This is a genomic window from Atlantibacter sp. RC6 (genome assembly GCF_014193285.1).
Classification (GTDB): Bacteria; Pseudomonadota; Gammaproteobacteria; order Enterobacterales; family Enterobacteriaceae; genus Atlantibacter.
Map to the genome: position 1 here is coordinate 461,051 of NZ_JACHZE010000002.1, position 26,236 is coordinate 487,286.

General features: G+C 55.6%; 26 protein-coding genes and 1 pseudogene. 11 read left to right on the forward strand and 16 right to left on the reverse strand.

The window, feature by feature from the left end:
* Nucleotides 1-219: 219 nt before the first annotated feature.
* Nucleotides 220-2,652 (reverse strand): formate C-acetyltransferase/glycerol dehydratase family glycyl radical enzyme, encoded by a 2,433-nt coding sequence (locus FHW74_RS07250; RefSeq protein WP_183169811.1) that lies wholly within the window; start codon nucleotides 2,650-2,652, stop codon nucleotides 220-222.
* Between the two features lie 4 nt (nucleotides 2,653-2,656).
* Entirely contained in the window at nucleotides 2,657-3,556 is a 900-nt protein-coding gene (locus tag FHW74_RS07255) for a glycyl-radical enzyme activating protein (RefSeq protein ID WP_183169812.1), read from the reverse strand.
* A 137-nt stretch (nucleotides 3,557-3,693) separates the two neighbouring features.
* Between FHW74_RS07255 and fsa the strand changes: the two genes are divergently transcribed.
* Nucleotides 3,694-4,359 (forward strand): fructose-6-phosphate aldolase, encoded by a 666-nt coding sequence (gene fsa / locus FHW74_RS07260; RefSeq protein WP_183169813.1) that lies wholly within the window; start codon nucleotides 3,694-3,696, stop codon nucleotides 4,357-4,359.
* Nucleotides 4,360-4,401: 42 nt separating this feature from the next.
* Here the strand turns inward: fsa and orn are convergent, their stop codons facing one another.
* Nucleotides 4,402-4,947, reverse strand: a complete 546-nt coding sequence (gene orn / locus FHW74_RS07265; protein ID WP_183169814.1) for an oligoribonuclease — start codon at nucleotides 4,945-4,947, stop codon at nucleotides 4,402-4,404.
* A gap of 112 nt (nucleotides 4,948-5,059) precedes the next feature.
* On the opposite strand from orn, the gene rsgA reads away from it, so the two are divergent.
* The 3 genes from rsgA (at nucleotide 5,060) to mscM (ending at nucleotide 10,549) form a co-directional block, all read left to right on the forward strand.
* Nucleotides 5,060-6,112 carry a small ribosomal subunit biogenesis GTPase RsgA gene (gene rsgA / locus FHW74_RS07270; RefSeq protein WP_183169815.1) on the forward strand — a complete coding sequence of 351 codons (1,053 nt, stop codon included), beginning with the start codon at nucleotides 5,060-5,062 and terminating at the stop codon, nucleotides 6,110-6,112.
* A gap of 102 nt (nucleotides 6,113-6,214) precedes the next feature.
* Nucleotides 6,215-7,186: an archaetidylserine decarboxylase gene (gene asd / locus FHW74_RS07275; protein ID WP_183169816.1), complete on the forward strand. Its 972-nt coding sequence runs from the start codon at nucleotides 6,215-6,217 to the stop codon at nucleotides 7,184-7,186.
* A gap of 24 nt (nucleotides 7,187-7,210) precedes the next feature.
* Entirely contained in the window at nucleotides 7,211-10,549 is a 3,339-nt protein-coding gene (mscM, locus tag FHW74_RS07280; RefSeq protein WP_183169817.1) for a miniconductance mechanosensitive channel MscM, read from the forward strand.
* A 35-nt stretch (nucleotides 10,550-10,584) separates the two neighbouring features.
* Here mscM and FHW74_RS07285 read toward each other — a convergent pair whose 3' ends face one another.
* From FHW74_RS07285 to epmA, 3 genes and pseudogenes are all read right to left on the reverse strand, one after another.
* Complete coding sequence (locus tag FHW74_RS07285; protein WP_183169818.1) at nucleotides 10,585-10,902, reverse strand: YjeO family protein; 318 nt, start codon at nucleotides 10,900-10,902, stop codon at nucleotides 10,585-10,587.
* Nucleotides 10,903-11,348 (reverse strand): annotated as a pseudogene (locus FHW74_RS07290) (hypothetical protein).
* Between the two features lie 223 nt (nucleotides 11,349-11,571).
* Complete coding sequence (epmA, locus tag FHW74_RS07295; protein ID WP_183169819.1) at nucleotides 11,572-12,549, reverse strand: elongation factor P--(R)-beta-lysine ligase; 978 nt, start codon at nucleotides 12,547-12,549, stop codon at nucleotides 11,572-11,574.
* Nucleotides 12,550-12,868: 319 nt separating this feature from the next.
* Here epmA and frdA point away from each other — a divergent pair, with 319 nt between their 5' ends.
* From frdA to frdD, 4 genes are read left to right on the forward strand one after another with little or no spacing between them, the layout of a single operon-like run.
* Nucleotides 12,869-14,659, forward strand: a complete 1,791-nt coding sequence (gene frdA / locus FHW74_RS07300) for a fumarate reductase (quinol) flavoprotein subunit (protein WP_183169820.1) — start codon at nucleotides 12,869-12,871, stop codon at nucleotides 14,657-14,659.
* Nucleotides 14,652-15,386 (forward strand): succinate dehydrogenase/fumarate reductase iron-sulfur subunit, encoded by a 735-nt coding sequence (locus FHW74_RS07305; protein ID WP_125294655.1) that lies wholly within the window; start codon nucleotides 14,652-14,654, stop codon nucleotides 15,384-15,386. The genes frdA and FHW74_RS07305 overlap by 8 nt, the downstream gene beginning before the upstream one ends.
* A gap of 10 nt (nucleotides 15,387-15,396) precedes the next feature.
* On the forward strand, nucleotides 15,397-15,792 hold the full coding sequence (frdC, locus tag FHW74_RS07310; RefSeq protein WP_125294656.1) for a fumarate reductase subunit FrdC: 396 nt from the start codon (nucleotides 15,397-15,399) through the stop codon (nucleotides 15,790-15,792).
* A 9-nt stretch (nucleotides 15,793-15,801) separates the two neighbouring features.
* Nucleotides 15,802-16,161: a fumarate reductase subunit FrdD gene (gene frdD, locus FHW74_RS07315; RefSeq protein ID WP_144131161.1), complete on the forward strand. Its 360-nt coding sequence runs from the start codon at nucleotides 15,802-15,804 to the stop codon at nucleotides 16,159-16,161.
* A 44-nt stretch (nucleotides 16,162-16,205) separates the two neighbouring features.
* On the opposite strand, the gene FHW74_RS07320 is transcribed toward frdD, so the two are convergent.
* The 6 genes from FHW74_RS07320 to FHW74_RS07345 are packed head-to-tail and all read right to left on the reverse strand — an operon-like array spanning nucleotide 16,206 to nucleotide 21,993.
* Nucleotides 16,206-16,481, reverse strand: a complete 276-nt coding sequence (locus FHW74_RS07320; protein WP_183169821.1) for a DUF202 domain-containing protein — start codon at nucleotides 16,479-16,481, stop codon at nucleotides 16,206-16,208.
* Nucleotides 16,478-16,870 carry a DUF202 domain-containing protein gene (locus tag FHW74_RS07325; RefSeq protein WP_183169822.1) on the reverse strand — a complete coding sequence of 131 codons (393 nt, stop codon included), beginning with the start codon at nucleotides 16,868-16,870 and terminating at the stop codon, nucleotides 16,478-16,480. Before FHW74_RS07325 ends, FHW74_RS07320 begins: the two co-directional genes overlap by 4 nt.
* Entirely contained in the window at nucleotides 16,854-17,735 is an 882-nt protein-coding gene (locus FHW74_RS07330) for a MurR/RpiR family transcriptional regulator (protein ID WP_161661088.1), read from the reverse strand. The genes FHW74_RS07325 and FHW74_RS07330 overlap by 17 nt, the downstream gene beginning before the upstream one ends.
* A 43-nt stretch (nucleotides 17,736-17,778) precedes the next feature.
* A complete protein-coding gene (locus FHW74_RS07335; RefSeq protein WP_183169823.1) occupies nucleotides 17,779-18,654 on the reverse strand; it encodes a hypothetical protein in 876 nt (291 codons plus the stop codon).
* Between the two features lie 7 nt (nucleotides 18,655-18,661).
* Entirely contained in the window at nucleotides 18,662-20,422 is a 1,761-nt protein-coding gene (locus tag FHW74_RS07340; protein ID WP_183169824.1) for a sulfatase, read from the reverse strand.
* A gap of 29 nt (nucleotides 20,423-20,451) precedes the next feature.
* Nucleotides 20,452-21,993, reverse strand: a complete 1,542-nt coding sequence (locus FHW74_RS07345; RefSeq protein WP_183169825.1) for a PTS transporter subunit EIIC — start codon at nucleotides 21,991-21,993, stop codon at nucleotides 20,452-20,454.
* 170 nt (nucleotides 21,994-22,163) lie between these two features.
* Here FHW74_RS07345 and FHW74_RS07350 point away from each other — a divergent pair, with 170 nt between their 5' ends.
* On the forward strand, nucleotides 22,164-23,378 hold the full coding sequence (locus tag FHW74_RS07350) for an anaerobic sulfatase maturase (RefSeq protein WP_183169826.1): 1,215 nt from the start codon (nucleotides 22,164-22,166) through the stop codon (nucleotides 23,376-23,378).
* Between the two features lie 67 nt (nucleotides 23,379-23,445).
* On the forward strand, nucleotides 23,446-23,976 hold the full coding sequence (locus tag FHW74_RS07355; RefSeq protein WP_183169827.1) for a lipocalin family protein: 531 nt from the start codon (nucleotides 23,446-23,448) through the stop codon (nucleotides 23,974-23,976).
* Here FHW74_RS07355 and sugE read toward each other — a convergent pair.
* Nucleotides 23,973-24,290, reverse strand: coding sequence for a quaternary ammonium compound efflux SMR transporter SugE (gene sugE / locus FHW74_RS07360; RefSeq protein ID WP_183169828.1), 318 nt, complete (start codon nucleotides 24,288-24,290; stop codon nucleotides 23,973-23,975). The genes FHW74_RS07355 and sugE overlap by 4 nt on opposite strands.
* Before the next feature lie 393 nt (nucleotides 24,291-24,683).
* Here sugE and FHW74_RS07365 point away from each other — a divergent pair, with 393 nt between their 5' ends.
* A complete protein-coding gene (locus tag FHW74_RS07365; RefSeq protein WP_255459870.1) occupies nucleotides 24,684-25,151 on the forward strand; it encodes a LuxR C-terminal-related transcriptional regulator in 468 nt (155 codons plus the stop codon).
* Nucleotides 25,152-25,188: 37 nt separating this feature from the next.
* On the opposite strand, the gene ecnB is transcribed toward FHW74_RS07365, so the two are convergent.
* From ecnB to efp, 3 genes are all read right to left on the reverse strand, one after another.
* Nucleotides 25,189-25,335, reverse strand: coding sequence for a lipoprotein toxin entericidin B (ecnB, locus tag FHW74_RS07370; protein WP_183169830.1), 147 nt, complete (start codon nucleotides 25,333-25,335; stop codon nucleotides 25,189-25,191).
* Between the two features lie 102 nt (nucleotides 25,336-25,437).
* Nucleotides 25,438-25,569, reverse strand: a complete 132-nt coding sequence (locus FHW74_RS22755; RefSeq protein ID WP_183169831.1) for an entericidin A/B family lipoprotein — start codon at nucleotides 25,567-25,569, stop codon at nucleotides 25,438-25,440.
* 59 nt (nucleotides 25,570-25,628) lie between these two features.
* Entirely contained in the window at nucleotides 25,629-26,195 is a 567-nt protein-coding gene (efp, locus tag FHW74_RS07380) for an elongation factor P (protein ID WP_125294669.1), read from the reverse strand.
* Between the last annotated feature and the right edge of the window lie 41 nt (nucleotides 26,196-26,236).

Consider the following 26,236-nt stretch of genomic DNA (forward strand, 5'->3'; position numbering starts at 1 on the left):
CGACGTGAACTGCATTTCTGCTCTGTCACGGGAGGCGCATTATACGAGAAATCATCACGGTCGCAATACCTTAAAAGCGTTTTTTTGTGATTTTTATCTGAATGCTGATTTTATCAACAAGATGACGAAATTAAAAACAGCTTTGTTACGAAACGGTTACTGAAAAAAATTCTCCGCCTTTAAAAAAAGCGCAGCGGCACTGCCGCTGCGCCAGGTATTTTACAAACTGTGTTCAGTACGGGCGATGATATCGTCCTGGGCATCCGGCGACAGCGCGGTAAAGAACGCGGAATAGCCCGCGACGCGTACCACCAGGTCGCGATACTGGTCAGGATGTTTCTTCGCCTCCAGCAGCGTTTCCCGCGACACAATGTTGTATTGAATGTGCCAGCCCTTATGCACTTCAAAGAAGGTTCTCAGCATCATCATCAGCTTGATACGGTCGCTGTTGTTTTCCAGCGTGGCCGGGTTCAGTTTCTGATTAAGCAATACGCCGCCAAGAATCGAGCCGGTGGGCAATTTGCCTACCGAACTGATGACCGCCGTTGGCCCGAGGTGATCGGTCCCGGAAGCCGGGCTGGCCCCTTCCGCCAGCGGCGTTTTGGCTTTACGGCCGTCCGGCGTCGCCATGGTTGCCGCGCCGAAAGGCACGTTAGCGGAAATAGACGACGTGCCCGCGTAGTAATTACCGCCAATCGGCCCCCTGCCGTAGCGCGGGTTGTGGTACTGCTTAATCTCGTCGATATAGGTTTGGTAAGCCCGCGCCAGCAATTCGTCCACGCTGTCGTCATCGTTACCGTATTTCGGCGCGCCGTTGATCAGGCGCTGACGCAGCTGTTCATGGGTCAGCCCGTCGAAATCCTCCGCCAGCGCCTGGGCCAGTTGCTGCTGACCAATAGCGCCCTGCTCGAACACCAGTTTTTTCACCGCCGCCAGGCTGTTGCCGAGATTCGCGATCCCCACCTGCAAGCCAGACACCCAGTCATATTTTGCACCGCCCTGCTTGATGCTCTTCGCGCGCTCGATGCAGTCATCCACCAGCGCCGAACAGAGAATATCGTGAACGTTCTCCTCCAGCATGGTGTCCACCACATATTCGATTTCGATGGATTTACGGGTGTAGTAGCGAATTTGGCTATCCCAGGCTGCCATCACCTCGTCGAATTGACTGAAATTGCCCTTCGACAGCGCCTTTTCCTGAGGCAGGAAGATTTTGCCGCTGGTGGCGTCTTTGCCCCCTTCCAGCGCCGCCAGCATCACGCGCGCAAAGTTGATAAAGCTCATGCCGGTGCAGCGATAACCCCATTTGCCGCCCACGGCGGTTTCGATGCAGCCAATCGCGGCATACTGGTAAGCGTCTTCGGGCTCAACACCCAGTTTAATGAATTCCGGGATCACGATTTCATCGTTATTGAACGCGGGCATACCGAAGCCGCAGCGGATCACCTGTACGCAGGCGTCCAGGAAGTCGTCGCTGATACCGGCGTGATAGCGCACGCTGAGGTTCGGTTGGGTAGAGCGCAGGCGTCCACAGGACTCCAGAATGGCGTAAGAGAGCGGGTTGACCGCATCCGTTGCCACGCCGTTTACCAGATTCTGCCCACCGATAGTGACGTTCTGATACAGCGGGCTACCCGCCGAGGCTTTTGAATGGGAGCCAGAGCGGATTTTGTTCACTTCCAGCAGCTTCAGCCAGCAACTGTGCAGCATTTCGATGGCCTGTTCACGGGTCAGCGACTGCTCCAGTTCCACATCACGGCGATACCACGGGTAGAGATACTGGTCCATGCGGCCAAACGACACCGAATGTCCGTTAGACTCGATCTGCAAAATCAGCTGGATGAAGTAGCACAGCTGCAACGCCTGCCAGAAGGTTTTCGGCGGCTCGTGGGCGATGACTTCACAGTTTTCAGCAATAGCGAGCAGCTCGGTTTTACGCGTTTCGCGGCTTTCCTGCTGCGCCATCTGCTGCGCCAGCGCGGCAAAACGCAGAATATGCTGGCTGACCGCTTCCAGTGTGATATCAACGGCTTTCAGGAACTGCTCACCGTGCAAATCTTCCAGCATGGTGAGGTTGATGCGCGAGCGGCGTTCGGCCACTTTTTCGCGCATCCCGTCCAAACCCAGCTCCAGCAACAGCGGAAAATTCACCGCCAGATGCGCGTCGCCGGAGGTCATATTACCTTCGGCTTTGATGATGCCGGTATCCAGCAGCGCCTTTTGCTCACTGGTAAACATGCCGTAGCAGCGATCCTGCACCGTTTGCCCGCGCCACCACGGGCAAATCTCATGCAGCACCCGTTTGTTTTCTTCGCTTACTGCAAACCCTGCGCCCGGACGATCGGCCAGATCGTCGATCTCTTTTTCGATCCACGACACGGTGTATTCCGGGAAAATCGGCGCTGCGCGCACTTCACTCGCCTGGTTGCCGACAATCAGCTCGTCGTGTTTGATCCAAATGGTGCGTTCCGCCAGATGATGGGCCAGCGCCAGCGCGCGGCGCACCGGAATCGGCTTATCCATATTCTGTTGATAAACCGCAGTGTAATGCTGCGCGCGCTCGGTGCAGACCGGCGGCTTAACAATATGCACCAGGGCGTTTTTGTGGGCCTTAATACGGTCGCTCAACACATCCAGTTTCAGGGTGGTCATGACATTATCCTCTCAAGGTAGCCGTCAGGCCCTTCTCACGGGCGCAGGACTGGGCAAAATCAAGCAATTCTGGCGCATCAAGCGGTTTGTCCGGCGCCAGGTAGGGTTGGTTTAACAGGTGATATTTGTTGATGCCTAACGTGTGATAGGGCAAAAAATGAATCTCTTTGACGTTAAGTTTTTCCGCGGCGAAGCCGGTAATCGCCTGGATTGACGCTTCGTCGGCGTTAAAACCGGGGATCAGCGGGACGCGGATAATCAGTTGTTTCCCGGCAGCCGCCACCTTTTCCAGGTTACTCATCACGCGCCGGGCAGAGCCGTCGGTCCATTTTTTAAAGGCGGCGTCATCCACGTGTTTCAGATCGGCGAGAAACAGGTCGGTATACGCAAGCGAGGGCTCAACATAATGCCAGGGCACATGCAGGCAGGTTTCTACTGCGGTATGAATGCCCTGTTGATGGCTGGCTTTCAGCAGCGCCTGCGCCATCTCCGGGTTCATAAAGGGTTCGCCGCCTGAGAGCGTTAATCCGCCGCCGCTACGGTCATAAAACGGCTTATCGCGCAGCACCGTCGCCATAATCTGCTCAACGCTTTTTTCTTCGCCGCAAACCGTCAGCGCCTGAGTGGGGCAGCAGTCCTGTAAACGGTCGAGATGCGCAGTTTCCAGCTTTTCACGGTGAATAATCAGCCCGGTCAGGCTACGTTGGATGATATCCGGCAGCGCCTGCTGGCAAAGTTCGCAGCCTTCAAGACACAGCCGGGGATCAAACAGCACGTCGCGCTCGCGTGAGCGGCTTTCCGGATTCTGGCACCAGCGGCACCCGAGCGAACATCCTTTCAGGAACACCACAGTACGAATGCCGGGGCCGTCATGGGTCGAATAACGCTGGATATTGAAAATCATAAAATTCACCGTTCTTGTTTCGCATGAAAATTAAATGACTTTCGAAAGAAAGTAACATTGACTTAAATCAAATGACTGGCAGGGGGCGGCGATATACTGCGATAAGTTGCTGCATTTCACAGTTTGAGGACGACACGATGGAACTTTATCTTGATACTGCCGACGTCGCGGCGGTGGCCCGCCTGGCGCGGATCTTTCCTTTGGCGGGCATTACCACCAACCCCAGCATCATCGCTAAAGGTAAAAAGCCCGTCAGCGTTGTGCTGCCGGAATTGCAGGAAGCGCTGGGCGGTAAAGGGCGTTTATTCGCACAGGTAATGGCGACGCAGGCGGAAAAAATGGTAGACGACGCGCTGGCGCTGCGGGAAATCATTCCCGATCTGGTGGTAAAAGTGCCGGTAACGCCGGAAGGCCTGGCGGCAATCAAGATCCTGAAAACTAAAGGTGTTCCCACGCTGGGGACGGCGGTTTATGGTGCTGCTCAGGGCTTGTTGAGCGCGCTGGCAGGCGCGGAGTATGTCGCGCCGTATGTGAACCGCGTTGATGCCCAGGGCGGCGACGGGATCAAAACCGTTACCGAGCTCCAGCAGTTACTGACGCTGCATGCGCCGGGGTCGAAAGTGCTGGCTGCGAGCTTTAAAACGCCGCGCCAGGCACTGGACTGCCTGCTGGAGGGCTGTGAAGCCATTACTCTGCCGCTGGACGTGGCGGAGCAGTTTATCAATGCGCCTGCGGTCACAGCGGCGGTGGCAACGTTCGAACAGGACTGGCAAAACGCGTTCGGCACACTGGCGCTGAAATAATACTTTCTTCAGGCCGCATCAGGCGGCCTGATAGTTACTGGCTTACAGCTTGATAAAGTGTTCGCGGTAATACGCCAGCTCTGCCACCGATTCACGGATATCATCCAGCGCCTGGTGTGAGCCCTCTTTCTTCAGGCCTACCAGAATTTCCGGTTTCCAGCGGCGCGCCAGCTCTTTCAGCGTGCTGACGTCCAGATAACGATAGTGGAAATAGGCTTCCAGCTCCGGCATATATTTAAACAGGAAACGGCGATCCTGGCCGATGCTGTTGCCGCAGATCGGCGACGTATTGGCAGGCACCCACTGCTTCAGGAATTCGAGAGTCGCCAGTTCCGCCGCGCGGTCATCCAGGGTACTGGCCTTAACGCGATCCACCAGGCCGCTGCCGGTATGGGTACGGACGTTCCAGTCATCCATCAGCGCCAGTTGTTCATCCGACTGATGCACCGCGATCACCGGCCCTTCCGCCAGGATATTCAAATTCGCATCGGTAACCAGAGTGGCGATTTCGATAATGCGGTCGCGCTCTGGATCCAGCCCCGTCATCTCCAGATCGATCCAAATCAGATTATTTTCATTTCCACTCATGCTATTTTCCACCCTTCTGGCGCCACCCCTCGGTGACGATCGGTTAAATCATGTAAAATTAGTGTGTATCATAGAGGTTTTGCCCATTCCGGGCGACCAGGAGCCAGCACGATTGAGCAAAAATAAACTCTCCAAAGGGCAACAGCGCCGTGTGAAAGCGAACCACCAGCGTCGGTTAAAGACGCCGGAGAAGGTGGATTACGACGATAACCTGTTTGGCGAGCCGGGCGAAGGCGTGGTGATCAGCCGTTTTGGTATGCATGCCGATGTCGAGGCGCCAGACGGTTCAGTGCACCGCTGTAACATTCGCCGTACTATTCGTTCGCTGGTGACCGGCGACCGCGTTGTCTGGCGTCCGGGTAAAACCGCGGCGGAAGGCATGGCGGTGAAAGGCATCGTCGAGGCGGTGCACGAGCGCACATCGGTGCTGACCCGCCCTGATTTTTATGATGGCGTAAAACCCATTGCCGCCAATATCGACCAGATCGTGATTGTTTCCGCGATCCTGCCAGAGCTGTCGCTCAATATTATCGATCGCTATCTGGTGGCCTGCGAAACCCTGAACGTCGAGCCGCTGATCGTGTTGAACAAAATCGACCTGCTGGACGACGAAGGGATGGCTTTTGTTAATGAGCAGATGGATATCTATCGTGGCATCGGCTATCGGGTTCTGATGGTCTCCAGCCATCAACAAAACGGCTTGCAGGAACTGCAAACCGCCCTCACCGACCGGATCAGCATCTTTGCCGGACAGTCAGGCGTTGGCAAATCGAGCCTGCTGAACGCCCTGCTGGGACTGACCGACGACAGCATTCTCACTAACGACGTTTCTGATGTGTCAGGGCTGGGGCAACACACCACCACCGCCGCGCGGCTGTATCACTTCCCGCACGGCGGCGATGTGATTGACTCCCCTGGGGTACGCGAATTTGGTCTGTGGCATCTGGAACCGGAACAAATTACCCAGGGCTTTGTCGAATTTCACGACTATCTGGGCCACTGCAAATACCGCGACTGCAAGCACGACGCCGACCCTGGCTGCGCCATTCGTGAAGCCGTCGAGCAGGGAAAAATTGCGGAAAGCCGTTTCGATAATTATCACCGCATCCTGGAAAGCATGAGCCAGGTAAAAACGCGTAAAAGCTTTTCTGAATCTGACGACTGACAATTAAGCTTGGCATCGCTAAAATCGCCCCCCTTTTGGGTGTAGCCTGGTTCATTGCGACCAGGCCAGGAACAGCAAAATAACATTAGCCTGGAGGCTATCTTGTTAAACAACTTTAAGCTTTCGCTTCAATACATTCTCCCGAAACTGTGGCTCACTCGCCTGGCGGGCTGGGGCGCAAGTAAACGTGCCGGCTGGCTGACCAAACTGGTCATCGACCTGTTCGTCAAAGCCTACAAGGTCAACATGAACGAGGCGCAGAAGCCGGATACCGCCAGCTACCGCACCTTTAACGATTTCTTTGTGCGTTCGCTGCGCGACGATGTTCGCCCGGTGAACACCGATCCAAATGTGCTGGTGATGCCCGCTGATGGTGTTATCAGCCAGTTGGGGCGCATCGAAGAAGACAAAATCCTGCAGGCCAAAGGCCATAACTACAGCCTGGAAGCGCTGCTGGCGGGTAACTACCTGATGGCGGACAAATTCCGCAACGGGACCTTCGCTACCACCTATCTGTCGCCGCGTGACTATCACCGCGTCCATATGCCGTGCAACGGCATCCTGCGTGAGATGATCTACGTGCCGGGGGATCTATTCTCGGTTAACCATTTAACCGCCCAGAATGTGCCGAATCTGTTCGCCCGTAACGAGCGCGTGATCTGCCTGTTCGATACCGAATTTGGCCCGATGGCGCAGATTCTGGTGGGCGCGACCATCGTCGGCAGCATTGAAACGGTATGGTCCGGTACGGTAACCCCACCGCGCGAAGGCGTAATCAAACGCTGGACGTGGCCGGCGGGCGAGAGCGAAGACGCCGTCGCGCTGTTGAAAGGCCAGGAAATGGGCCGCTTCAAGCTGGGTTCTACCGTGATCAACCTGTTCGCGCCGGGCAAAGTGAATCTGGTCGAGGGGCTGCAAAGCCTGTCGGTTACCCGTCTGGGCGAAGCGCTGGCGGTTTCCACGGAAACGTTCGAGACGCCGGACACCACCCCTGCGCCGCTGTCGGATGAGGAAATCAACGCTGAACTGGCGGCCAGCCCGCTGGTTGACGGCTCCCCGAAAGACCAGGGTTAATTTTTTACGTAAAGGTAGACTGACGTGCGCCTGATTATCACGATCCTGATGGCCTGGTGCCTCAGCATGGGGGCGTACGCTGCGACGGCCCCCGACGCAAAACAAATCTCCCAGGAACTGGAGCAAGCCAAAGCGGCGAAAAATCTGCCTAACCAGGCGGAAACCGTGGAGGCTCTCCAGGCCGCGTTGAACGCGCTTGAAGAGCGCAAAGCCTCGCTGGAGCGCGCAACGCAATACCAGCAAGTTATTGATAACTATCCCAAGCTTTCCGAGACCCTGCGCCAGCAGTTGAATAACCTGCGCGAAGAGCCGCAAAAAGTCCCGGAAGGTCTCACCTCCGACGCCCTGAGCCAGGAAATCCTACAAGTCAGCAGCCAACTGCTGGAAAAAAGCCGTCTGGCCCAGCAGGAGCAAGAACGCACCCGAGAAATCGCCGACTCGCTCAGCCAGCTTCCGCAACAGCAAACCGATGCGCGCCGTCAGCTGAATGAAGTGGAACGGCGGGCTGGCGCGCAGAGCGGTGCAAGCAATGCCTTAACCCAGGCCCAACAGTTGAATGCCCAGGCGGAATCCGCGCGTCTTAAAGCGCTGGTGGATGAACTCGAACTGGCGCAGCTTTCCGCCAGCAACCGCCAGGAGCTGTCACGGATGCGCAGCGAACTGGCGCAAAAGCAGAGCCAGCAGCTCGACGGTTATCTGCAAGCCCTGCGCAATCAGCTCAATAGCCAGCGCCAGAAAGAAGCGGAACGCGCGCTGGAAAGCACCGAGCTGTTAGCGGAAAACAGCGCGGGCCTGCCGCCGTCCATCGAAGAGCAGTTTAAAATCAACCGCGAGCTGTCGCAGGCGCTGAACCAGCAGGCGCAGCGCATGGATCTGGTGGCTTCGCAGCAGCGCCAGGCTTCCGGCCAGACGCTGCAAGTGCGCCAGGCGCTGAATACCCTGCGCGAACAGTCACAGTGGCTGGGCGTGTCGAATATGCTCGGCGAAGCGTTGCGGGCGCAAGTGGCGCGTCTGCCGGAGATGCCCAAGCCGCAACAGCTGGATACCGAAATGGCGCAGCTGCGCGTCCACCGTATGCGCTATGAGGATTTGCTGAACAAACAGCCGCAGTTGCGCCAGCTACGCCAGGCCGACGGCGCGCCGCTCACAGCAGAGCAAAACCGTATTCTGGAAGCGCAACTGCGCACCCAGCGCGAGCTGCTCAATTCGCTGTTGCAGGGCGGCGATACGCTGATCCTGGAATTAACCAAACTTAAAGTCGCCAACAGCCAGTTGGAAGACGCGTTAAAAGAGGTTAACGAGGCGACTCACCGCTATCTGTTCTGGACGGCGGACGTCAGCCCGATGACCATCGCCTGGCCGCTGGAAATCGTGCAGGATTTACGTCGCCTGGTGTCGCTCGACACCGCCAGCCAGATGGGTAACGCCACGCTGATGATGCTCACCAGCAAAGAGACGTTACTGCCGCTGTTTGGCGCGCTGATCCTGGTAGGCTTCAGCCTCAGTTCGCGGCGGCACTTTACGGCGTTTCTTGAACGCTCCAGCGCCCGCATCGGCAAAGTGACCCAGGATCATTTCAGGTTAACGCTGCGCACCTTGTTCTGGTCAATTCTGGTGGCCTCGCCGCTGCCGGTGCTCTGGGCGACGCTCGGCTACGGGCTGCGCGAGGCCTGGCCCTACCCTATCGCCGTGGCGATTGGCGATGGCGTGACGGCCACCGTGCCGCTGCTGTGGGTGGTGATGATTTGCGCCACCTTTGCCCGCCCGAACGGGCTGTTTATCGCCCACTTCGGCTGGCCGCGCCGCCAGGTAGCCCGCGCAATGCGTTACTACCTGATGACCATCGGGTTTGTGGTGCCGCTGATCATGGCGCTGATCATGTTCGATAACCTTAACGATCGCGAATTCTCCGGCTCGCTGGGCCGCCTGTGCTTTATCCTGATTTGCGGCGCGCTGGCGATCGTCACGCTGAGCCTGAAACGCGCCGGAATTCCGCTGTGGCTGGATAAAGAGGGCAGCGGCGACAACATGGTGAACAAGATGCTGTGGAATCTGATGCTCAGCGCGCCGCTGCTGGCGATTCTGGCATCCGCCGTGGGGTATCTGGCCACCGCCCAGGCGCTGCTGGCGCGCCTCGAAACCTCGGTCGCCATCTGGTTCCTGCTGCTGGTGGTGTATCACGTGATCCGCCGCTGGATGTTTATTCAGCGCCGCCGTCTGGCGTTTGACCGCGCTAAACACCGCCGTGCGGAAATTCTCGCCCAGCGGGCGCGCGGTGAAGAGGAACCGGCCCATAATCACAGCACCGAAGGCAGCAATGAGATTGTCGAAGAGCCGGAAGTGGATCTCGATACCATCAGCGCCCAGTCGCTCCGGCTGGTGCGGTCGATACTGATGCTGATCGCCCTGCTGTCGGTGATTGTGCTGTGGTCGGAAATCCATTCGGCGTTCGGCTTTCTGGAGAACATCTCCCTGTGGGATGTCACCTCTACGGTGCAGGGCGTAGAAAGCATCGAGCCGATAACCCTCGGCGCAGTGCTGATCGCCATTCTGGTGTTTATCATCACCACCCAACTGGTGCGAAACTTACCGGCACTGCTGGAGCTGGCGCTGTTGCAGCATCTGGATTTAACGCCGGGCACCGGTTACGCCATTACCACCATCACCAAATACCTGTTGATGCTGATTGGCGGCCTGACCGGGTTCTCCATGATCGGGATTGAGTGGTCGAAACTGCAATGGCTGGTAGCTGCTCTCGGTGTCGGGCTGGGTTTTGGTTTACAGGAAATTTTCGCCAACTTTATTTCCGGCCTGATTATCCTGTTTGAGAAACCGATCCGTATCGGCGATACCGTGACCATCCGCGATTTGACCGGCAGCGTGACGCGCATTAATACTCGCGCCACCACCATCAGCGACTGGGACCGCAAAGAGATTATCGTGCCGAATAAGGCATTTATCACCGAGCAGTTTATCAACTGGTCGCTGTCCGACTCGGTCACCCGCGTGGTGCTCACCGTGCCTGCCCCAGGGGATGCCGATAGTGAAGAGGTCACGCAAATCCTGTATACCGCCGCGAAGCGCTGCTCACTGGTGATCGACAACCCGGCCCCGGAAGTGTTCCTGGTGGATTTACAGCAGGGCCTGCAACTGTTTGAGCTGCGTATCTATGCCGCTGAGATGGGCCACCGGATGCCGCTGCGCCATGAAATCCACCAGTTGATCCTGCACGGATTCCGCGAGCATGGCATCGACCTGCCGTTCCCGCCGTTCCAGATGCGGCTGGAAAGCCTGGACGGCAAGCGCACCGCGCGAACATTAACGTCGGCGGGGAAAAGTTCGCGCCCGGCGGGGAGTTTGTAATCAGAAAGCCGGTTACTCCAGGGTGACCGGCTTTTTTACCAGAGGCAAAGCTGATAGCGGATAAAAAATTGCCATAACCAAAAGCCCGTAATGCATAAGGTTACCAGCCAGGTAAACCAGTGCAGCTTTTTTTTAAGGATAAGCATATAAATTGCCGGGAAGAACACGGGTAATGTGAAACTCATTCCTATAAAACGAGTGTCATCATTTTCAATGAGAGTAATAAGATCACAGATATTTTTAATGTCACCCGAACCTATCATCCACTCTTTATCCTGAGCAGAAAGGACCACGATCCAAAAAAAAGCAACAACGCACCAAATTATATCTAAAGCAAATAGTTTACTCTTCATTTAGCGCCCCTCTAAAATACGCATTATTTGCTCTTTCTTTTGAAGGATATGTCGACCGTATTCGCTATATTCTCGTGATGGCGAACCTATGGGATCGTGGATAGATTGTTTTATATCACGTACATTTCTTTGAACCCCTCGATTATAATGCGAACCTGCAACAATAATTTGCTCGTCGCTAACCCTTTAAACCTATCCGGTGTACCGCCTACTTCCGACACAGCCACTCCAGCTAACAGGAATACTGGAATTTCAGCTTCTTTCGCATATTTCTTAATCAAGTCTCGATGGTATATCAACCAAGATGTTTTATAGAGCCATAAATAAGCATCTCCTGTCATTTACCCCCAGTTTGTAGGCAACGCATACCAGCGAAAGGTATCAAAGCCATTCCAGTGCGGAAAGCCGTATTCATCAACCTTACAAAACAATAATGATTGATTCATTATATTTATTTCTCCTTTCATTAAAAATGCTATTTAACATAGATCAATTGACTTTAAAGAAAAGAGAAGTTGTGTGTTTTTATAAACAAAGATAATGATCAATAAAATGACAAGGTTATTATTTCACAAAGCCAGAAATGACATCTTTTAAATTTTAAGTTTAAATCAAATAGTTATATTATTTTAATTTGCCCCTTATCTTTTAAGAAAAGGGGCTTTTCTTTTACGCCCGATCAACGCTAAACGCAATCACATCAGAAAGGCGTTCCGCGCCCAGCGCCAGCATAATCAAACGATCCACGCCTAACGCCACGCCGGAACAATCCGGCAGGCCCGCTTTTAACGCATCCAGCAAATTCACATCTACCGGCTGCTGCGGCAAACCGCGCGCGGCGCGTTTACGGTTGTCCTGCTCAAAACGCTGTTGCTGCTCGCGGGCGTCGGTCAGTTCGTGGAAACCGTTCGCCAGCTCGATGCCTTTGAAATAGACCTCGAAACGCTCGGCGACGCGGTGATCTTCCGTACTGATCTGCGCTAACGATGCCTGGCTGGCCGGGAAGTGGTAAACGAAGGTCGGGCGGTCTTTGCCGATTTGCGGTTCCACGCCCATGGTGAACAGCAGTTGCAGCAGCGTATCGCGATCCTCTTCGGTATCGGCGATATTGCTGAGATCCAGTCTGGCCGCGACCTCGCGCAGTTGGGTTTTATCGGCGGACAGGGGATCAATTTCCAGATAGCGCTGGAAAGCCTGCTGGTAAGAGATCGTCTCCGCCGGACTGGTTTCCAGTACCTGCTGTAGCAAATCGTCAACTTCGTTCATCAGGCGGTACATGTCGTAATGCGGACGATACCACTCCAGCATGGTGAATTCCGGGTTGTGATGACGCCCCATCTCTTCGTTACGGAAACTGCGGCATAGCTGGTAGACCGGGCCGCAACCCGCCGCCAGCAGGCGCTTCATGTGATATTCCGGGCTGGTCATCAAATAAAGGTTGATGCCTTGCGAGTGGCCGGGGCCAACAAAACGGGTTTCAAACGGGACCAGATGAATATCCGTAACCGTCGCCTGGCTCATGCAGGGGGTTTCCACCTCCAGCACGCCGCGATCGGCAAAAAAGCGACGAATCTCCGCCATCAGCGCTGCGCGTTTTAACAGATTGGGGATGGATGCGCTCGGCTGCCAGGAGGCCGTATCGCTCATAATTTATTCTCCGACGTCAGATAAGGGCACGAAGTCTACCCGCATCGCGTAGAGGAGACAATTTTTGCGCAGCGAATTTTTGGTTTTTACGGTTAATGAATCATGAATCTTCGGTTTCGTGAGCCAGGCATCAATGATTGTGACGAAGGTCCCTGTGCACCCGCCAAAAAAATCGAACACGTCAAATTTCCTTAAGATTGACCCCGTTATACTGTTCTACCCATTAAGGAGCAGGGGAATTCGCTTTCGCAAACGTGCCTTGCATCTGTTGTGGTTTGGTCATAGCGCTTGCGAAATTACAATAATCTGGAGGAATGTCGTGCAAACCTTTTATGCCGATCTCGCCGTCATTGGCGCTGGCGGAGCTGGACTGCGAGCGGCCATTGCCGCAGCACAGGCTAATCCAAACGCCAAAATCGCACTGATTTCTAAAGTCTACCCAATGCGCAGCCACACCGTTGCCGCCGAAGGCGGTTCCGCAGCGGTCGCGCAGGATCATGACAGCTTTGATTACCATTTCCACGATACCGTGGCGGGTGGCGACTGGCTGTGTGAGCAGGATGTGGTGGACTATTTTGTGCATCACTGCCCCACAGAGATGACACAGCTTGAACAATGGGGATGCCCGTGGAGCCGCCGTCCGGACGGCACCGTCAACGTGCGTCGTTTTGGCGGGATGAAAATCGAGCGCACCTGGTTCGCCGCGGATAAAACCGGCTTCCATATGCTGCATACCCTGTTCCAGACCTCCCTTCAGTTCCCGCAAATCCAACGCTTCGACGAACACTTCGTACTCGACATTCTGGTCGACGACGGTCACGCGCGCGGCCTGGTGGCGATGAACATGATGGAAGGCACCCTGGTGCAAATCCGCGCCAATGCGGTGGTGATGGCGACAGGCGGCGCAGGCCGCGTCTACCGCTACAACACCAACGGCGGGATCGTCACTGGCGATGGGATGGGCATGGCGCTCAGCCACGGCGTACCGCTACGCGATATGGAATTCGTCCAGTATCACCCGACCGGCTTGCCGGGCTCCGGCATTCTGATGACCGAAGGCTGCCGCGGCGAAGGCGGTATTCTGGTGAACAAAGACGGCTACCGTTATCTGCAGGATTACGGCATGGGCCCGGAAACGCCGCTGGGCGAACCGAAGAACAAGTACATGGAACTCGGCCCGCGCGATAAAGTTTCCCAGGCGTTCTGGCACGAATGGCGCGCTGGCCGCACCATCCCGACGCCGCGCGGCGATGTGGTCTATCTGGATCTGCGTCACCTGGGCGAGAAGAAACTGCTCGAGCGCTTACCGTTTATCTGCGAACTGGCGAAGGCCTATGTGGGCGTCGATCCGGTTAAAGAACCGATTCCGGTGCGTCCGACCGCGCACTACACCATGGGCGGCATCGAAACCAACCAGCAGTGCGAAACCCGCATTCAGGGGCTGTTCGCCGTGGGCGAATGTTCTTCCGTGGGTCTGCACGGCGCAAACCGCCTCGGCTCCAACTCGCTGGCGGAACTGGTGGTGTTTGGCCGCCTGGCGGGCGAACAGGCGATGGCGCGCTCCTCTGCCGCTTCCGACGCCAATGATGCTGCGCTCAACGCGCAGGCGGCGGACGTTGAGCAACGTCTGAAAGCGCTGGTGAATCAGGAAGGCAACGAGAACTGGGCGAAGATCCGCGATGAAATGGGTCTGTCGATGGAAGAGGGCTGCGGTATCTACCGTACCCCGGAACTGATGCAGAAAACCGTCGATAAACTCGCCGAGCTTCAGGAACGCTTTAAGCGCGTGCGTATTACCGACAACTCCAGCGTATTCAACACCGACCTGCTCTACACTATCGAGTTGGGCCACGGTCTGAATGTGGCTGAATGTATGGCGCATTCCGCTCTGGCGCGTAAAGAGTCGCGCGGCGCGCATCAGCGTCTGGATGAAGGTTGTACCGAGCGTGATGACGTCAACTTCCTGAAACACACCCTCGCCTTCCGCGACGCCAGCGGCGCGACGCGTCTGGAATACAGCGACGTGAAAATCACCACGCTGCCACCAGCAAAACGCGTGTACGGTGCGGAAGCAGAAGCAGCCGAGAAGAAGGAGACGGCGAATGGCTGAGATGAAAAACCTGAAAGTTGAGGTGGTGCGTTATAACCCGGAAGTGGATAACGCGCCCCACAGCACGTTCTATGAGGTGCCTTACGACGAGCAAACCTCGCTGCTGGATGCGTTGGGTTACATCAAAGACAATCTGGCTCCGGATCTGAGCTATCGCTGGTCCTGCCGTATGGCGATCTGCGGCTCCTGCGGGATGATGGTCAACAAAGTGCCGAAGCTGGCCTGTAAGACCTTCCTGCGCGATTACGAGAAAGGCATGAAGGTTGAGGCGCTGGCGAACTTCCCGATCGAGCGCGATCTGGTGGTCGATATGACCCACTTTATCGAAAGCCTGGAAGCGATTAAGCCTTACATTATCGGCAATCCGCGTACCCCGGATCAGGGCCCGAACAACCAGACCCCGGCGCAGATGGCGAAATACCATCAGTTCTCAGGCTGCATCAACTGCGGTCTGTGTTATGCCGCCTGTCCGCAGTTTGGCCTGAACCCGGAGTTTATCGGCCCGGCGGCCATCACGCTGGCGCACCGTTATAACCTGGATAACCGCGACCACGGTAAGAAAGAACGTATGGCGCAGTTGAATGGCCAGAATGGCGTCTGGAGCTGTACATTTGTGGGCTTCTGCTCTGAAGTGTGCCCGAAACATGTCGATCCGGCAGCCGCCATTCAGCAGGGCAAGGTGGAGAGTTCGAAAGACTTCTTAATCGCCACCCTGAAACCTCGCTAAGGAGTGCATGATGACAACAAAACGTAAGCCTTATGTACGGACGATGGGTCCGACCTGGTGGCGCAACCTCGGCTTTTATCGCTTTTACATGATCCGTGAAGGAACGGCGGTGCCAACCGTATGGTTCAGCATCGTGCTGATTTACGGCCTGTTCGCGCTGAAAGGCGGCCCGGAAAGCTGGATGGGCTTTGTTGGCTTTTTGCAAAACCCCATCGTGGTGATCCTTAACCTGATCACCCTGGCGGCGGCCGTTCTGCATACCAAAACCTGGTTTGAGCTGGCGCCGAAGGCGGCCAACATCATCGTTAAGGATGAAAAACTGGGTGCGGAGCCGATTATCAAAGGGCTCTGGGGCGTCACCATTGTGGTGACCGTGGTGATTCTGTTTGTGGCATTGTTCTGGTAAGGAGGCCCTGTGATTAATCCCAATCCAAAACGTTCCGACGAGCCGGTTTTCTGGGGCTTGTTTGGCGCTGGCGGCATGTGGGGCGCGATTATTGCGCCAGTGATTGTACTGCTGGTGGGAATTATGCTGCCGCTGGGTCTCTATCCGGGCGACGCGCTGGGTTATGAGCGCGTGCTGGCATTTTCCCAAAGCTTTATTGGCCGGGTATTTTTGTTTTTGATGATTGTTCTGCCGCTGTGGTGCGGGCTTCACCGTATCCACCACGCCATGCACGATCTGAAAATTCATGTGCCGAGCGGCAAGTGGGTGTTTTACGGCCTGGCGGCGATCCTGACCGTCGTGGCGCTGATTGGCGTGATTACGCTGTAAGCACAACCCATTGTGAAACAGGCCTGCCGATGTGCAGGCCTTTTTTATGCCATCAGATGGCGTATTGCGTTTAAAAACAGCAGGAGCCCGGCGGCGCAAAGGCTGAGTGAAATCAGCTGTTTTCCGGTACGCTGATGCCCGTCAAACAGAATCAACGCCGCCGCGACGCCGCAAATCAGCGTGGTCGCCCCGTAGAACAGATTGCCGTCGCGACACCAGCCGCGAAAGCAGAGCAGCGCAAACAACGCCAGCGAGAAACGGGTGCGTGACCAGGCGAGCCGGGTACGTTCCGGCTGCAAGCCCGGATCGCGGGCCATCATGGCGCGTTCTGCCAGAGTAGAACTGCCAGCAATGTCGCCACCAGCGTTATAAACCCGCTAAGCAGCAACAGAAAACGCGTGTAGGGTAGCTCGCGCTCAAGGCGCATGGCGTGCTCGTTGCGCCGCCATCTGCGCCAGGCCGTGACGCTTAGCGCAATGCCGCCCGCCACCAGCAGCATCACCAGGCCGAATCGTAAATCCGGCGAACCGAGATGGGGTGAAAACTGGTCAATACCGACCGCCCCCGCCAGCAAGGCCAGCGCTGTGCGGATCCAGGCCAGAAAAGTGCGTTCGTTAGCTAACGTAAACCGGTAATCCGGGGTTTTGCCCGATAACCACCATTGCCCTTTTCCCGTCGCCTGGGCAGGCGCATTATCCTGTTGATTCACGCTTAATCCGTTCTTTTATCAGTATTTCTTTAATCGATAACCCGGGCGAATCCGTATCCCTGAAATTGTACCGGGTCACCTCCGTACACAAAAATTCGATCATAAACAGCTGCGACACGCGGGTGCCGATGGAGTCACCCTGATAGCGCGCGCTTTCACCGCAGGTCAGTAAAAAAGCATCCGCCAGTTCATTTAACGGCGAAACGGTGCGATGGGTAATGGCTAAACGGAACGCCCCGGCTTTTTGCGCCAGCTTAAACGCGTTGACCACTTCCGGGGTTTCGCCGGAGTGCGAAAATGCCACCACCAGGTCATCAGGCTTGAGATTCGCCAGCTTCAGGGTCATGGTAAAACGATCGGTAAAGGCTTCAGAATCGATACCGATACGGTTCATTTTGTCCCGCGCTTCCATGGCCGCCAGGCCGGACGCGCCAAAGCCAACAAACATCACGCGGCGTGCGGCAATAAATCGCTCAACGATAGTTTTGAGCTTTTTCATGTCCACCAGGTCGATAGTGTCCTGCACCGTGGTTTCGATGGTCATGGCGATTTTTTGCGCCACATCGTTACGCGAATCGCCGACAAAAATATCCGGCGACGAGGGCAGCGTCAGATCGCTCTCCTCCAGCAGCTCGCGTTGCAACTCTGCTTTGAGGTTAAGCAGCCCGCCATAACCAATCTTTTTGCAAAACCGCACGATGGTGGCCTCGCTGACCGCAATTTCCTGGGACAGCTTTTTGACCGGCAGTTGCACGAAGCGCCCGGCGTTGTGCAGAATAAACTCCGCGATCGCACGATCTTTATCCGCCAGCGTTACCAGAATATTGGCGATATAAACCCTGACGTTTTCTCTGTTGATGCTCATAGACGGCTCTCTGGACGATTCACTGCCCGCTATTTTAGCCATCTCACCGTGCGCCGTCTGCCGGGAATACGATGTCCAACTGCTGTTGATACATTGCGCCAGCCGCCAGCCACTGCATCCCCCGCTTATCGCGCTGCTGCCCGGAGGCATCCGGCGCATCGGTGGTGCCGGACAGCGGTTCGATACACAGCAAATCCGCCCCCGGCACGCCCCATAACGCCACCCAGGGTTGATTGGTTAACCGGCATTGCAACACCCTGTGCCCCTCTGGCGATACCACGTTAACCCGGCTGCCCTGGCATCCGGCGAAATAAACCGCCCCGTTGCAAAACGCGTCCGGCGTGAGCGCAAATTCGCGCACTACATCTGTGTTCTGCGCCAGGCTTAGCGTCCGGTCGCGGGTATAAAACGGGCCGGTGACCGTCGCGTCATCAAACGTGACGCGCCAGCCGCGCTCTTGCGCGACGGGCAGGGCGAAACCGGGGTGGTAACCCAGCGAAAAACAGAGCGGCTGGCGATCCCGGTTGGTCACCCGCCAGACGATTCGCACCCCCGTATCCAGCAGTTGATAGTCCACCTGCACCGAAAATTTAAACGGCCAGATACTCAGGGTTTTCTCCGTCGCGTGGCTAATCAGGCTTAGCGTGCCAGACGAATGCTGGAGCAAAGAAAACGCCTGATGACGCAAAAAACCATGGGCGGGCAGCGGGTAGAAATTTTTATCATTCCATAGCCCGTTATGGATTAACCGCCCTACCACCGGGAAAAGCAGCGGCGCCGTGCTTCTCCACGTTTTATTATCCGGCGTCCACAGCCACTCCCGGCTGGCGGATTTCTCGGTCAGCCGACATATTTCCGCGCCCCGGGCGCTGACCGTCATGCGCCAGCGCGCATTTTCCAGTGTCCAGGTTTTCGCCATACGTTCCTCAGTCAATCCGCAACAGTAGCCGTACCTGATAATTCAGCGCGGCCTGCTTCTCAGCAGCAAATAACCTGTCGATCGCCGTAAACACCGACGCTTCAGTCAACCGCGTTTGCGGGTCAAAACAGCTAAACAGATCGCCTTCCGTATTGCCCTGCTCCGCCAACGCCCGCGCCACAAACTGTAACGCTTCGGCTACGCCACGATGCTCGCCGCGGTAACCATGCTGCGCCAGCCACGCGTCGCTTTGCCATAACGTCTGGAACGCTTGCTCCTGCTCCAGGGTCGGCATGTCCAACTGGAAGCGGGTGTACAGCTCTTCAGGCGCATCATGCTGTTGCAACACCGGGATCATCGCCCTGGCGAAATGCAGCGCATAACTCACGTTATTGATGTTGTGCTGTTGATGCGGGTCGCTTTGCAGATTGAACAGCTTATCGCCGAAGCGCCACGGATTGAGATATCCGAAGCTTGCCGGGATTTTCATCACCTGCGCGCCCTGGGTGAAATCAAAACCCGGGTGGAGGGTGATATCGGTCAGTTCGCTGATTTTAAACGGGCTGTCGATGCGCGTCGGCATCAGGGTATATTCGAACAGGTGCCGCTTGCCCTCTTCACGCGGCGCGCGCATATACACGTACTGGCCGTCGGTGATGTTGATATGCCCGCCAAAATAACCAAACAGCGCGTAGTCGCGGATTTTTTCATCGTTGCGTATCACAGGCAGCAGCGACTGGCCGGTCATCGACGCGGGCTTTGCCACACCGAAGTAATCCAGCAGCGTGGCCGGGATATCAATGGTTTGCGCCAGCGCCCCGCGCCGCTCGCCCTGCGCCTTGCAGCGCGGATCGCGAATAAAGAACGGCGTGTTAGCGATTTCGTTGTACACCGGCATGATATTTTTGCCCCACCACTGGTGCTCGCCCAGCAGGAAGCCATGGTCGGTGCAGACGATAAACAGCGTATCTTCCCACAGCCCGCTCGCCTTGAGTTTATCCATCACCTGGCCAAGATAGTCATCGCACATGGTGATCAGCGCCTGGTAGAACTTGCGCACCTTTTCATCGTTTTCGCCGCCGGGGCTGCCGCAGTAGTAAGGCACCCAGCCGTCAAACTCGCCGGGCTTGCAGCCGTACTGGGCCAGATATTTCTCCGGCACGAAAAACGGCTCGTGAGGATCGAAACACTCAATTTGTAGGAACCAGTTATCCTGATCTTTATTGGTGTCGATAAAATCTAACCCGGCTTTGATGGTGCGATGGGTGTAATGCTCTTCAATCCCCGGCATCGCAGAGCGGTTGATCAGATCCTGGGTCATGCGCCCGCTGCGCCGCTTAAAGGTTTCTTTATCTTCCATGCCCTGCCAGGCGATGGTGGGTTTTTCCACCTGGCCAATCCAGCAGTCGCCCTCCTGGCCGCGAATAAACTCAAAGGTGGAATAGCGGGTGTGGTACGTCGCCCCGCCGTCGCGCCAGTAGTGCTTATGGTCGGTAACCATATGCGTATGGATACCCTGCTTGTGCAGCGCCTGCGGCATCGAAAAATCAAAGGGTTCGAGCGGCCCCCAACTGCGGTGCAAGAAGTTATAGCGCCCGGTGTGCAATTCCCGGCGCGCTGGCATGCAGGGCATACTTCCCACAAAGAAGTTGTCGAACTGTACTGACTCGCGGGCGAGCCGGGTAAAGTTTGGGGTGATCGCCGTGCCGCCATACGGGGCCAGGTGATGACGGGTCAGGGTGTCAAACATCAACATTACAGCTTTCATACATTCCTCTCGTCGCGCAAGCGACGCCGTTACAGGCCTAAATACTCTTCCACTTCGTTTTTGATAAGCGTGACGTGCGGGCCAAACACCACCTGTACGCCCTCGCCGCGCAGGAATGCGCCCCGGCTGCCGGAGGCCTTAAAGTCATCCAGTTTGACCCGACCCGGCTCTTTCACCGTGACCCGCAGGCGGGTTGCGCAGCAATCCACGTCGAGAATGTTTTCCCGGCCGCCCAGCGCGGAGACGATCATCGACGGACGCGCGGCTTTCTCGCTTAGCCCGGGCGCGGCGTCAGCAACCGGTTCGTCTTCACGTCCTGGCGTTTTTAACTGACGCCACTGGATCAAAAAGCGGAAGGAGAAGTAGTAGAGGCAGAACATCACCGCGCCAAGCGGCAGCATCAGCAGCCAGTTGGTTTTGGCATTGCCCTGGAGAACACCGAACAGTAAGAAATCGATCAGGCCGCCGGAGAAAGTTTGCCCAACGGTAATCGCCAGTATGTGGGTAAGCATAAAGGCCACGCCGGTCAAAACGATATGCACCCCATACAACAGCGGCGCGCAGAACATAAAGGCAAATTCCAGCGGTTCAGTAATGCCGGTAACAAACGAGGTCAGCGCCGCCGATAACATCAGGCTGGCGACTTTGGTGCGGTTTTCACGCTTCGCGCAGTGGTAGATCGCCAGCGCCGCGCCCGGCAGGCCAAACATAAAATCCGCAAAGCGTCCGGCCATGAAACGCGACACGCCGATGTAATATTGCGTCACGCTGGGATCGGCCAGTTGGGCGAAGAAAATTTTCTGGGTGCCCTGGACTAAATGGCCGTTGACCATCACTTCTCCCCCCACGCTGGTCATCCAGAACGGCAGATAAAACAGGTGGTGAAGCCCGAGCGGGATCAGGCATTTCAGGATCATGCCGTAGAACAGGGTGCCGATATAACCGGTTTTCTCCACCAGGCCGCCCAGGTGGGTAATGCCCGCCTGCACCGGCGGCCAGATCCAGAACAGCAGCACGCCAAGCAGGATCGCGAAAAATGAGGTAACGATAGGAACGAAGCGCGAACCGCTGAAAAACGCCAGCAGGTTCGGCAGCTCGGTTTTACTGAATCGCCCGTGCAGCCAGGCGGTCAGCAGGCCGCTGATAATGCCGCCCATCACGCCGGTTTGCAGCGTCACAATGCCTAATACGCTCGCCTGACCTGCGGCGGCTAAATTCTCCGTCGCCAGGGTGCCGGTTAAAAACAACATGGCATTGATGGCTTTGTTCATCACGATAAAGCACAGCACGGCGGCTAAGCCGGCGGTGCCTTTATCGCTGCGCGCCAGCCCGACGGCGATCCCCACGGCAAACAGCAGCGCCAGGTTATCAAACACCACGCTGCCGCACATTTTCATCAGCGTGAAAATGGCTTGCAGCACGGCGTTGTCGAGTAGAGAGTAGGTTTCGATAGTAATCGGATTAGAAAAAACGCCGCCGATCCCCAGCAGGAGACCTGCGGCGGGCAGCACGGCAATGGGCAACATAAACGACTTGCCCAGATTTTGTGCACCAGCAAAAAGTTTGCTCATGGTGTATCCCTGGTGTTGGTATAGTCAGATTGAATATTTAATTTCATTGATAACTTGTCTTTGTGAAATTATTATTTCTACAGGCGCGACTCACTGTCAATCCTCAATTTCTAAAGGGTGATTAAGATCACTTTCATGCGTTGGCATTCCCACTTCAGGACGGGAGGAATATGAAAAAAGCATTTCACCTTATGGCGAAGCCCGTCAGCTACCAGTGCAATATCGCCTGCGATTATTGTTTCTATCTGGACAAAGAACAGGGCACGCTGAAGCCCAAAAAACCCGCGCGCCATATGGATGACGACACCCTGCGCCGCTACGTGAAGCAGTACATTGAGGCCAATCCGGCGCAGGAAGTGGAATTTACCTGGCAGGGCGGCGAACCTACGCTTGCCGGGCTGGATTTTTATCAAAAAGCGCTGGCCTTGCAGAAACAGTTCGCAGGCGGGAAAACCATCCGCAACAGTATGCAGACCAACGGCGTGTTGATTGACGATCAATGGGCGGAATTTCTGGCACGTAACCAGTTTCTGGTTGGGTTATCGGTCGATGGTCCCGCCTGGCTGCACGATCGCTATCGCAAAACGCGCGGCGGAAAGTCGGTGTTCGATAAAGTGGTTCAGGCAATGGCGGTGATGCAAAAACACCGGGTCGAGGTGAATGTGTTGACGGTGGTGAACAACGCCACTGCCGAAGCGCCGCTGGAGATTTACCGGTTTATCACCGAAGAGCTGGGTGCCAGACACGTTCAGTTTATCCCGGCGGTAGAGCAGCGCCCGGTTCATGGGAAGTACGGCGAGCTATTGTACCCACAGCAAACCGGCGCGCTGACCGAGTGGTCGGTCAGCGGCGAGCAGTGGGGGGCGTTTATCAATACTGTCTTTGATTACTGGGTGCGGCGCGACGTTGGCCGCGTCTACGTTCAACTGTTTGATAGCGCGCTGGCCGCCTGGCTTGGAGAAAAGCCGTCACTGTGCGTGATGCAGTCGACCTGCGGTTTCGGGCTGGTCGTGGAGCAGAACGGCGATATCTACAGCTGTGATCATTATGTCTATCCGGAGCACCGGCTGGGCAATCTACGCAGCGATAATCTGGCCGCGCTGGCGGGCGGTAAGCAGCAGCGCAAGTTCGGGATGATGAAAGCGCAGGTGTCGTCGCTATGTCAGCAGTGTGAATGGCGCTTCGCCTGCCACGGCGGCTGCCCGAAACACCGCATCCGTCAGGTGGGCGATCGCTGGCATAACCATCTTTGCGCGGGTTATAAGGCGATGTTCAGCCATATGGATCCGTATATGCGCTTTATGGCCAATCAGATCCGCCAGCAGCAGCCTCCCGCCGCCATCATGGATGTCGCCGCAATCCTCGCCGCACAACAAAAATCTTAACGCGCCTTCCGGGCGCGTTTTCCATGACGCAATCTACACTTAGAAAAAAACGTCTAAGGAAATCTCAATGCGCATCCTCCCGATCATCACTACCGTCGCCGTCGCATTTCTGGTTGTTGCCTGTAGCACCCCCACTCCGCCGAAAGGCGTTACCGTGGTGGAGAATTTCGACGCGAAGCGTTATCTGGGCAGATGGTATGAAATCGCCCGCTTCGACCACAGCTTTGAACGCGGTTTAGATCAGGTCACCGCCACGTACAGCACCCTGGATGACGGCGGGATCCAGGTGATTAACCGCGGATTTAATCCCGATCGCGGTAAGTGGCAGCAGAGCATCGGCAAAGCCTATTTTACCGGCTCGCCGGATCGCGCCGCGCTTAAGGTGTCATTCTTTGGGCCGTTTTATGGCGGGTATAACGTGATCGCGCTGGATAAGGACTATCAACACGCGCTGGTTTGCGGGCCGGATCGCGACTATCTGTGGATCTTATCCCGTACGCCAACCATCAGCGACGAGGTAAAACAGCAGATGTTAAGCGCCGCAATCCGGCAGGGCTTTAAAGTTGAAAAGCTGATTTGGGTCAGACAGAAGCCTTAATGGGTGCTGAGCTTAAGGCCGATAATTCCCGCCACGATCAGCGCCAGGCTGAGGATACGCGCCGGGCTGGTGGATTCGCCTAACAACACCATCCCGGTAATGGCGGCCCCGACGGCGCCTATGCCGGTCCAGATCGCATACGCAGTACCGGTCGGCAGCGTTTTCATCGCCCATGACAGCAGCACAATGCTGACGATCATTGCGGTGACGGTAATAATACTGGGGGTTAATCGGCTAAAGCCGTGGGTGTACTTCAGGCCAACCGCCCATACCACTTCCAGCAGGCCAGCAATCAGTAGAATAATCCAGGACATAACGGTCTCCATAGTGCGGGGCCGTCCCCTGATGAACAAACGCTAACGGGTCGTCCCGTCAGGTATCGATAAGAGTGGCATATCATCCTTATCCTTGCCGCCAAAATCAACTAATTTACTTTAAGTTACGTTAACCCCCCTATTTAACGCCAGAATTAGCGGAGTATCTCAGCGTAACTCGCTGGTTAATTTTTAGGATTATTCTTTATGATGCACTAACGCGTCCAGGAGGCTAGTACACAGCCGCAGAGTATTCAGAAATCATGTATGCCTAAAATTTTAGTGATAGACCGTTGTTACTACAGCCGTACAGGTTTGGCCCAGCTCATTAGCGAATCTGCCTTATCCATAGACGTCGTTCAGACTGACGATCTGCTTCGGGCCAGGGAGTACATGAAATGGAAACCCGATATTGTTATCGCCGATTTTTATGGCTTCTTACACGATCTCCATCATATCGATCAGCTGTCATCGATTTTTGCCGCCAGCTCGACCAAAACCCGTTTTATTTTGTTACCTTCCATCCGATCTGCGCTGTTAGAGAACTATTGCGCCAGCCAGGACATCTGGTTCAGCGCCGATAAATCTTGCTCGCTGGAAGAACTGGATGAAGCCTTGCAGAACGCTCTCACCCGAACCCATGCGAAAGTGGATAACCGGCATATCGCCTCGCTGCTGACGTTACGCGAAGAACAGATCTTGCAGTTGTGGAAGAAGGGAGACAGTAACGAGAGTATTGCCGAATGCATGCAGATTACGGTGAAAACGGTCTACACCTATAAACGCAATATTCGCATGAAGCTGGGGGTGGATAATCGCTTTACGCTGTTTCGCCGTGGGACGGAACTGACGGAAATATAACGGCACGGCAACCCATACGCCGCGCCGCCTGGCCGTTTTACTGCTGGGCTTTGGTCGCTGCGCCAGAAATGGCGCTACCGCCGCTTTGAATATCTTCACCAACACCGCGAGTGGTGTTACAGGCAGTCAGCAGTGATGAAAGGACCACTAATGAAAAGAACGCAGCAATTGTTTTCTTGATCATAATCTTATCCTTTAATAGCCAATGTTTTGTGTATAGCTCCTTAAGCATAGACAAAAACTCGGGAAGTAAAGGTTAGGTAAAGATTTTTAGGAGAATTAGAGATTACTTCGCTGCGCGCTCGATAGCGCCGCCAAGATGTTGGATATCTTCGCCGAATCCACGCGCGGTATTACAGCCGCTTAGCATGAGCGAGAGGAGAAAGGTGACGAGCAGAGATTTAACAATTCGGTTCACGTCGATAGCTTCCTGCAAACAGCGGCGTGGAGAACCACGCCGCGAACCAGACGTAAAATTTATTTCACGCGGGATACGTATTCGCCAGAGCGGGTATCCACTTTGATCACTTCACCAATCTGCACGAACAACGGCACTTTAACTACCGCGCCAGTGCTCAGGGTCGCTGGTTTACCGCCAGTACCTGCGGTATCGCCTTTCAGACCCGGATCGGTATCCACGATTTCCAGTTCAACGAAGTTTGGCGGCTGTACAGCGATCGGGCGGCCGTTCCACAGCGTCACAATGCACTCAGCCTGATCCAGCAACCATTTCGCGTTATCGCCGATGGCTTTCTCATCCGCCGCTAACTGCTCGAAGGTTTCGTTATTCATGAAATGATAGAACTCACCGTCGTTGTACAGGTAAGTCAGGTTCATATCCACAACGTCGGCGCCTTCAGCGGAGTCAGTAGATTTAAAGGTTTTTTCTACACGGGTGCCAGTCAGCAGACGGCGCAGCTTAACGCGCGCGAAAGCCTGACCTTTGCCCGGTTTAACGAATTCGCTGGATTCTACGGCGTAGGGTTCGCCGTCCATCATGATTTTAAGACCGGCACGAAAATCGTTGCTAGAATAAGTCGCCATAAGGCCCTCTGAATATGTTAACTGGTAGCTTAGCCAAAAAA

What these genes read in the sequence shown, in the direction of transcription:
- FHW74_RS07340 (WP_183169824.1), bottom strand. Translation starts at nt 20,422, where the DNA reads ATGAAAGCTGTAATGTTGATGTTTGACACCCTGACCCGTCATCACCTG.
- FHW74_RS07350 (WP_183169826.1), top strand. Translation starts at nt 22,164, where the DNA reads ATGAAAAAAGCATTTCACCTTATGGCGAAGCCCGTCAGCTACCAGTGC.
- FHW74_RS07335 (WP_183169823.1), bottom strand. Translation starts at nt 18,654, where the DNA reads ATGGCGAAAACCTGGACACTGGAAAATGCGCGCTGGCGCATGACGGTC.
- fsa (WP_183169813.1), top strand. Translation starts at nt 3,694, where the DNA reads ATGGAACTTTATCTTGATACTGCCGACGTCGCGGCGGTGGCCCGCCTG.
- sugE (WP_183169828.1), bottom strand. Translation starts at nt 24,290, where the DNA reads ATGTCCTGGATTATTCTACTGATTGCTGGCCTGCTGGAAGTGGTATGG.
- epmA (WP_183169819.1), bottom strand. Translation starts at nt 12,549, where the DNA reads ATGAGCGATACGGCCTCCTGGCAGCCGAGCGCATCCATCCCCAATCTG.
- FHW74_RS07285 (WP_183169818.1), bottom strand. Translation starts at nt 10,902, where the DNA reads ATGAAGAGTAAACTATTTGCTTTAGATATAATTTGGTGCGTTGTTGCT.
- efp (WP_125294669.1), bottom strand. Translation starts at nt 26,195, where the DNA reads ATGGCGACTTATTCTAGCAACGATTTTCGTGCCGGTCTTAAAATCATG.
- FHW74_RS07330 (WP_161661088.1), bottom strand. Translation starts at nt 17,735, where the DNA reads ATGAGCATCAACAGAGAAAACGTCAGGGTTTATATCGCCAATATTCTG.
- frdC (WP_125294656.1), top strand. Translation starts at nt 15,397, where the DNA reads ATGACAACAAAACGTAAGCCTTATGTACGGACGATGGGTCCGACCTGG.
- FHW74_RS07365 (WP_255459870.1), top strand. Translation starts at nt 24,684, where the DNA reads ATGAAATGGAAACCCGATATTGTTATCGCCGATTTTTATGGCTTCTTA.
- FHW74_RS07255 (WP_183169812.1), bottom strand. Translation starts at nt 3,556, where the DNA reads ATGATTTTCAATATCCAGCGTTATTCGACCCATGACGGCCCCGGCATT.
- ecnB (WP_183169830.1), bottom strand. Translation starts at nt 25,335, where the DNA reads ATGATCAAGAAAACAATTGCTGCGTTCTTTTCATTAGTGGTCCTTTCA.
- FHW74_RS07250 (WP_183169811.1), bottom strand. Translation starts at nt 2,652, where the DNA reads ATGACCACCCTGAAACTGGATGTGTTGAGCGACCGTATTAAGGCCCAC.
- orn (WP_183169814.1), bottom strand. Translation starts at nt 4,947, where the DNA reads ATGAGTGGAAATGAAAATAATCTGATTTGGATCGATCTGGAGATGACG.
- FHW74_RS07345 (WP_183169825.1), bottom strand. Translation starts at nt 21,993, where the DNA reads ATGAGCAAACTTTTTGCTGGTGCACAAAATCTGGGCAAGTCGTTTATG.
- FHW74_RS07320 (WP_183169821.1), bottom strand. Translation starts at nt 16,481, where the DNA reads ATGATGGCCCGCGATCCGGGCTTGCAGCCGGAACGTACCCGGCTCGCC.
- FHW74_RS07355 (WP_183169827.1), top strand. Translation starts at nt 23,446, where the DNA reads ATGCGCATCCTCCCGATCATCACTACCGTCGCCGTCGCATTTCTGGTT.
- FHW74_RS07305 (WP_125294655.1), top strand. Translation starts at nt 14,652, where the DNA reads ATGGCTGAGATGAAAAACCTGAAAGTTGAGGTGGTGCGTTATAACCCG.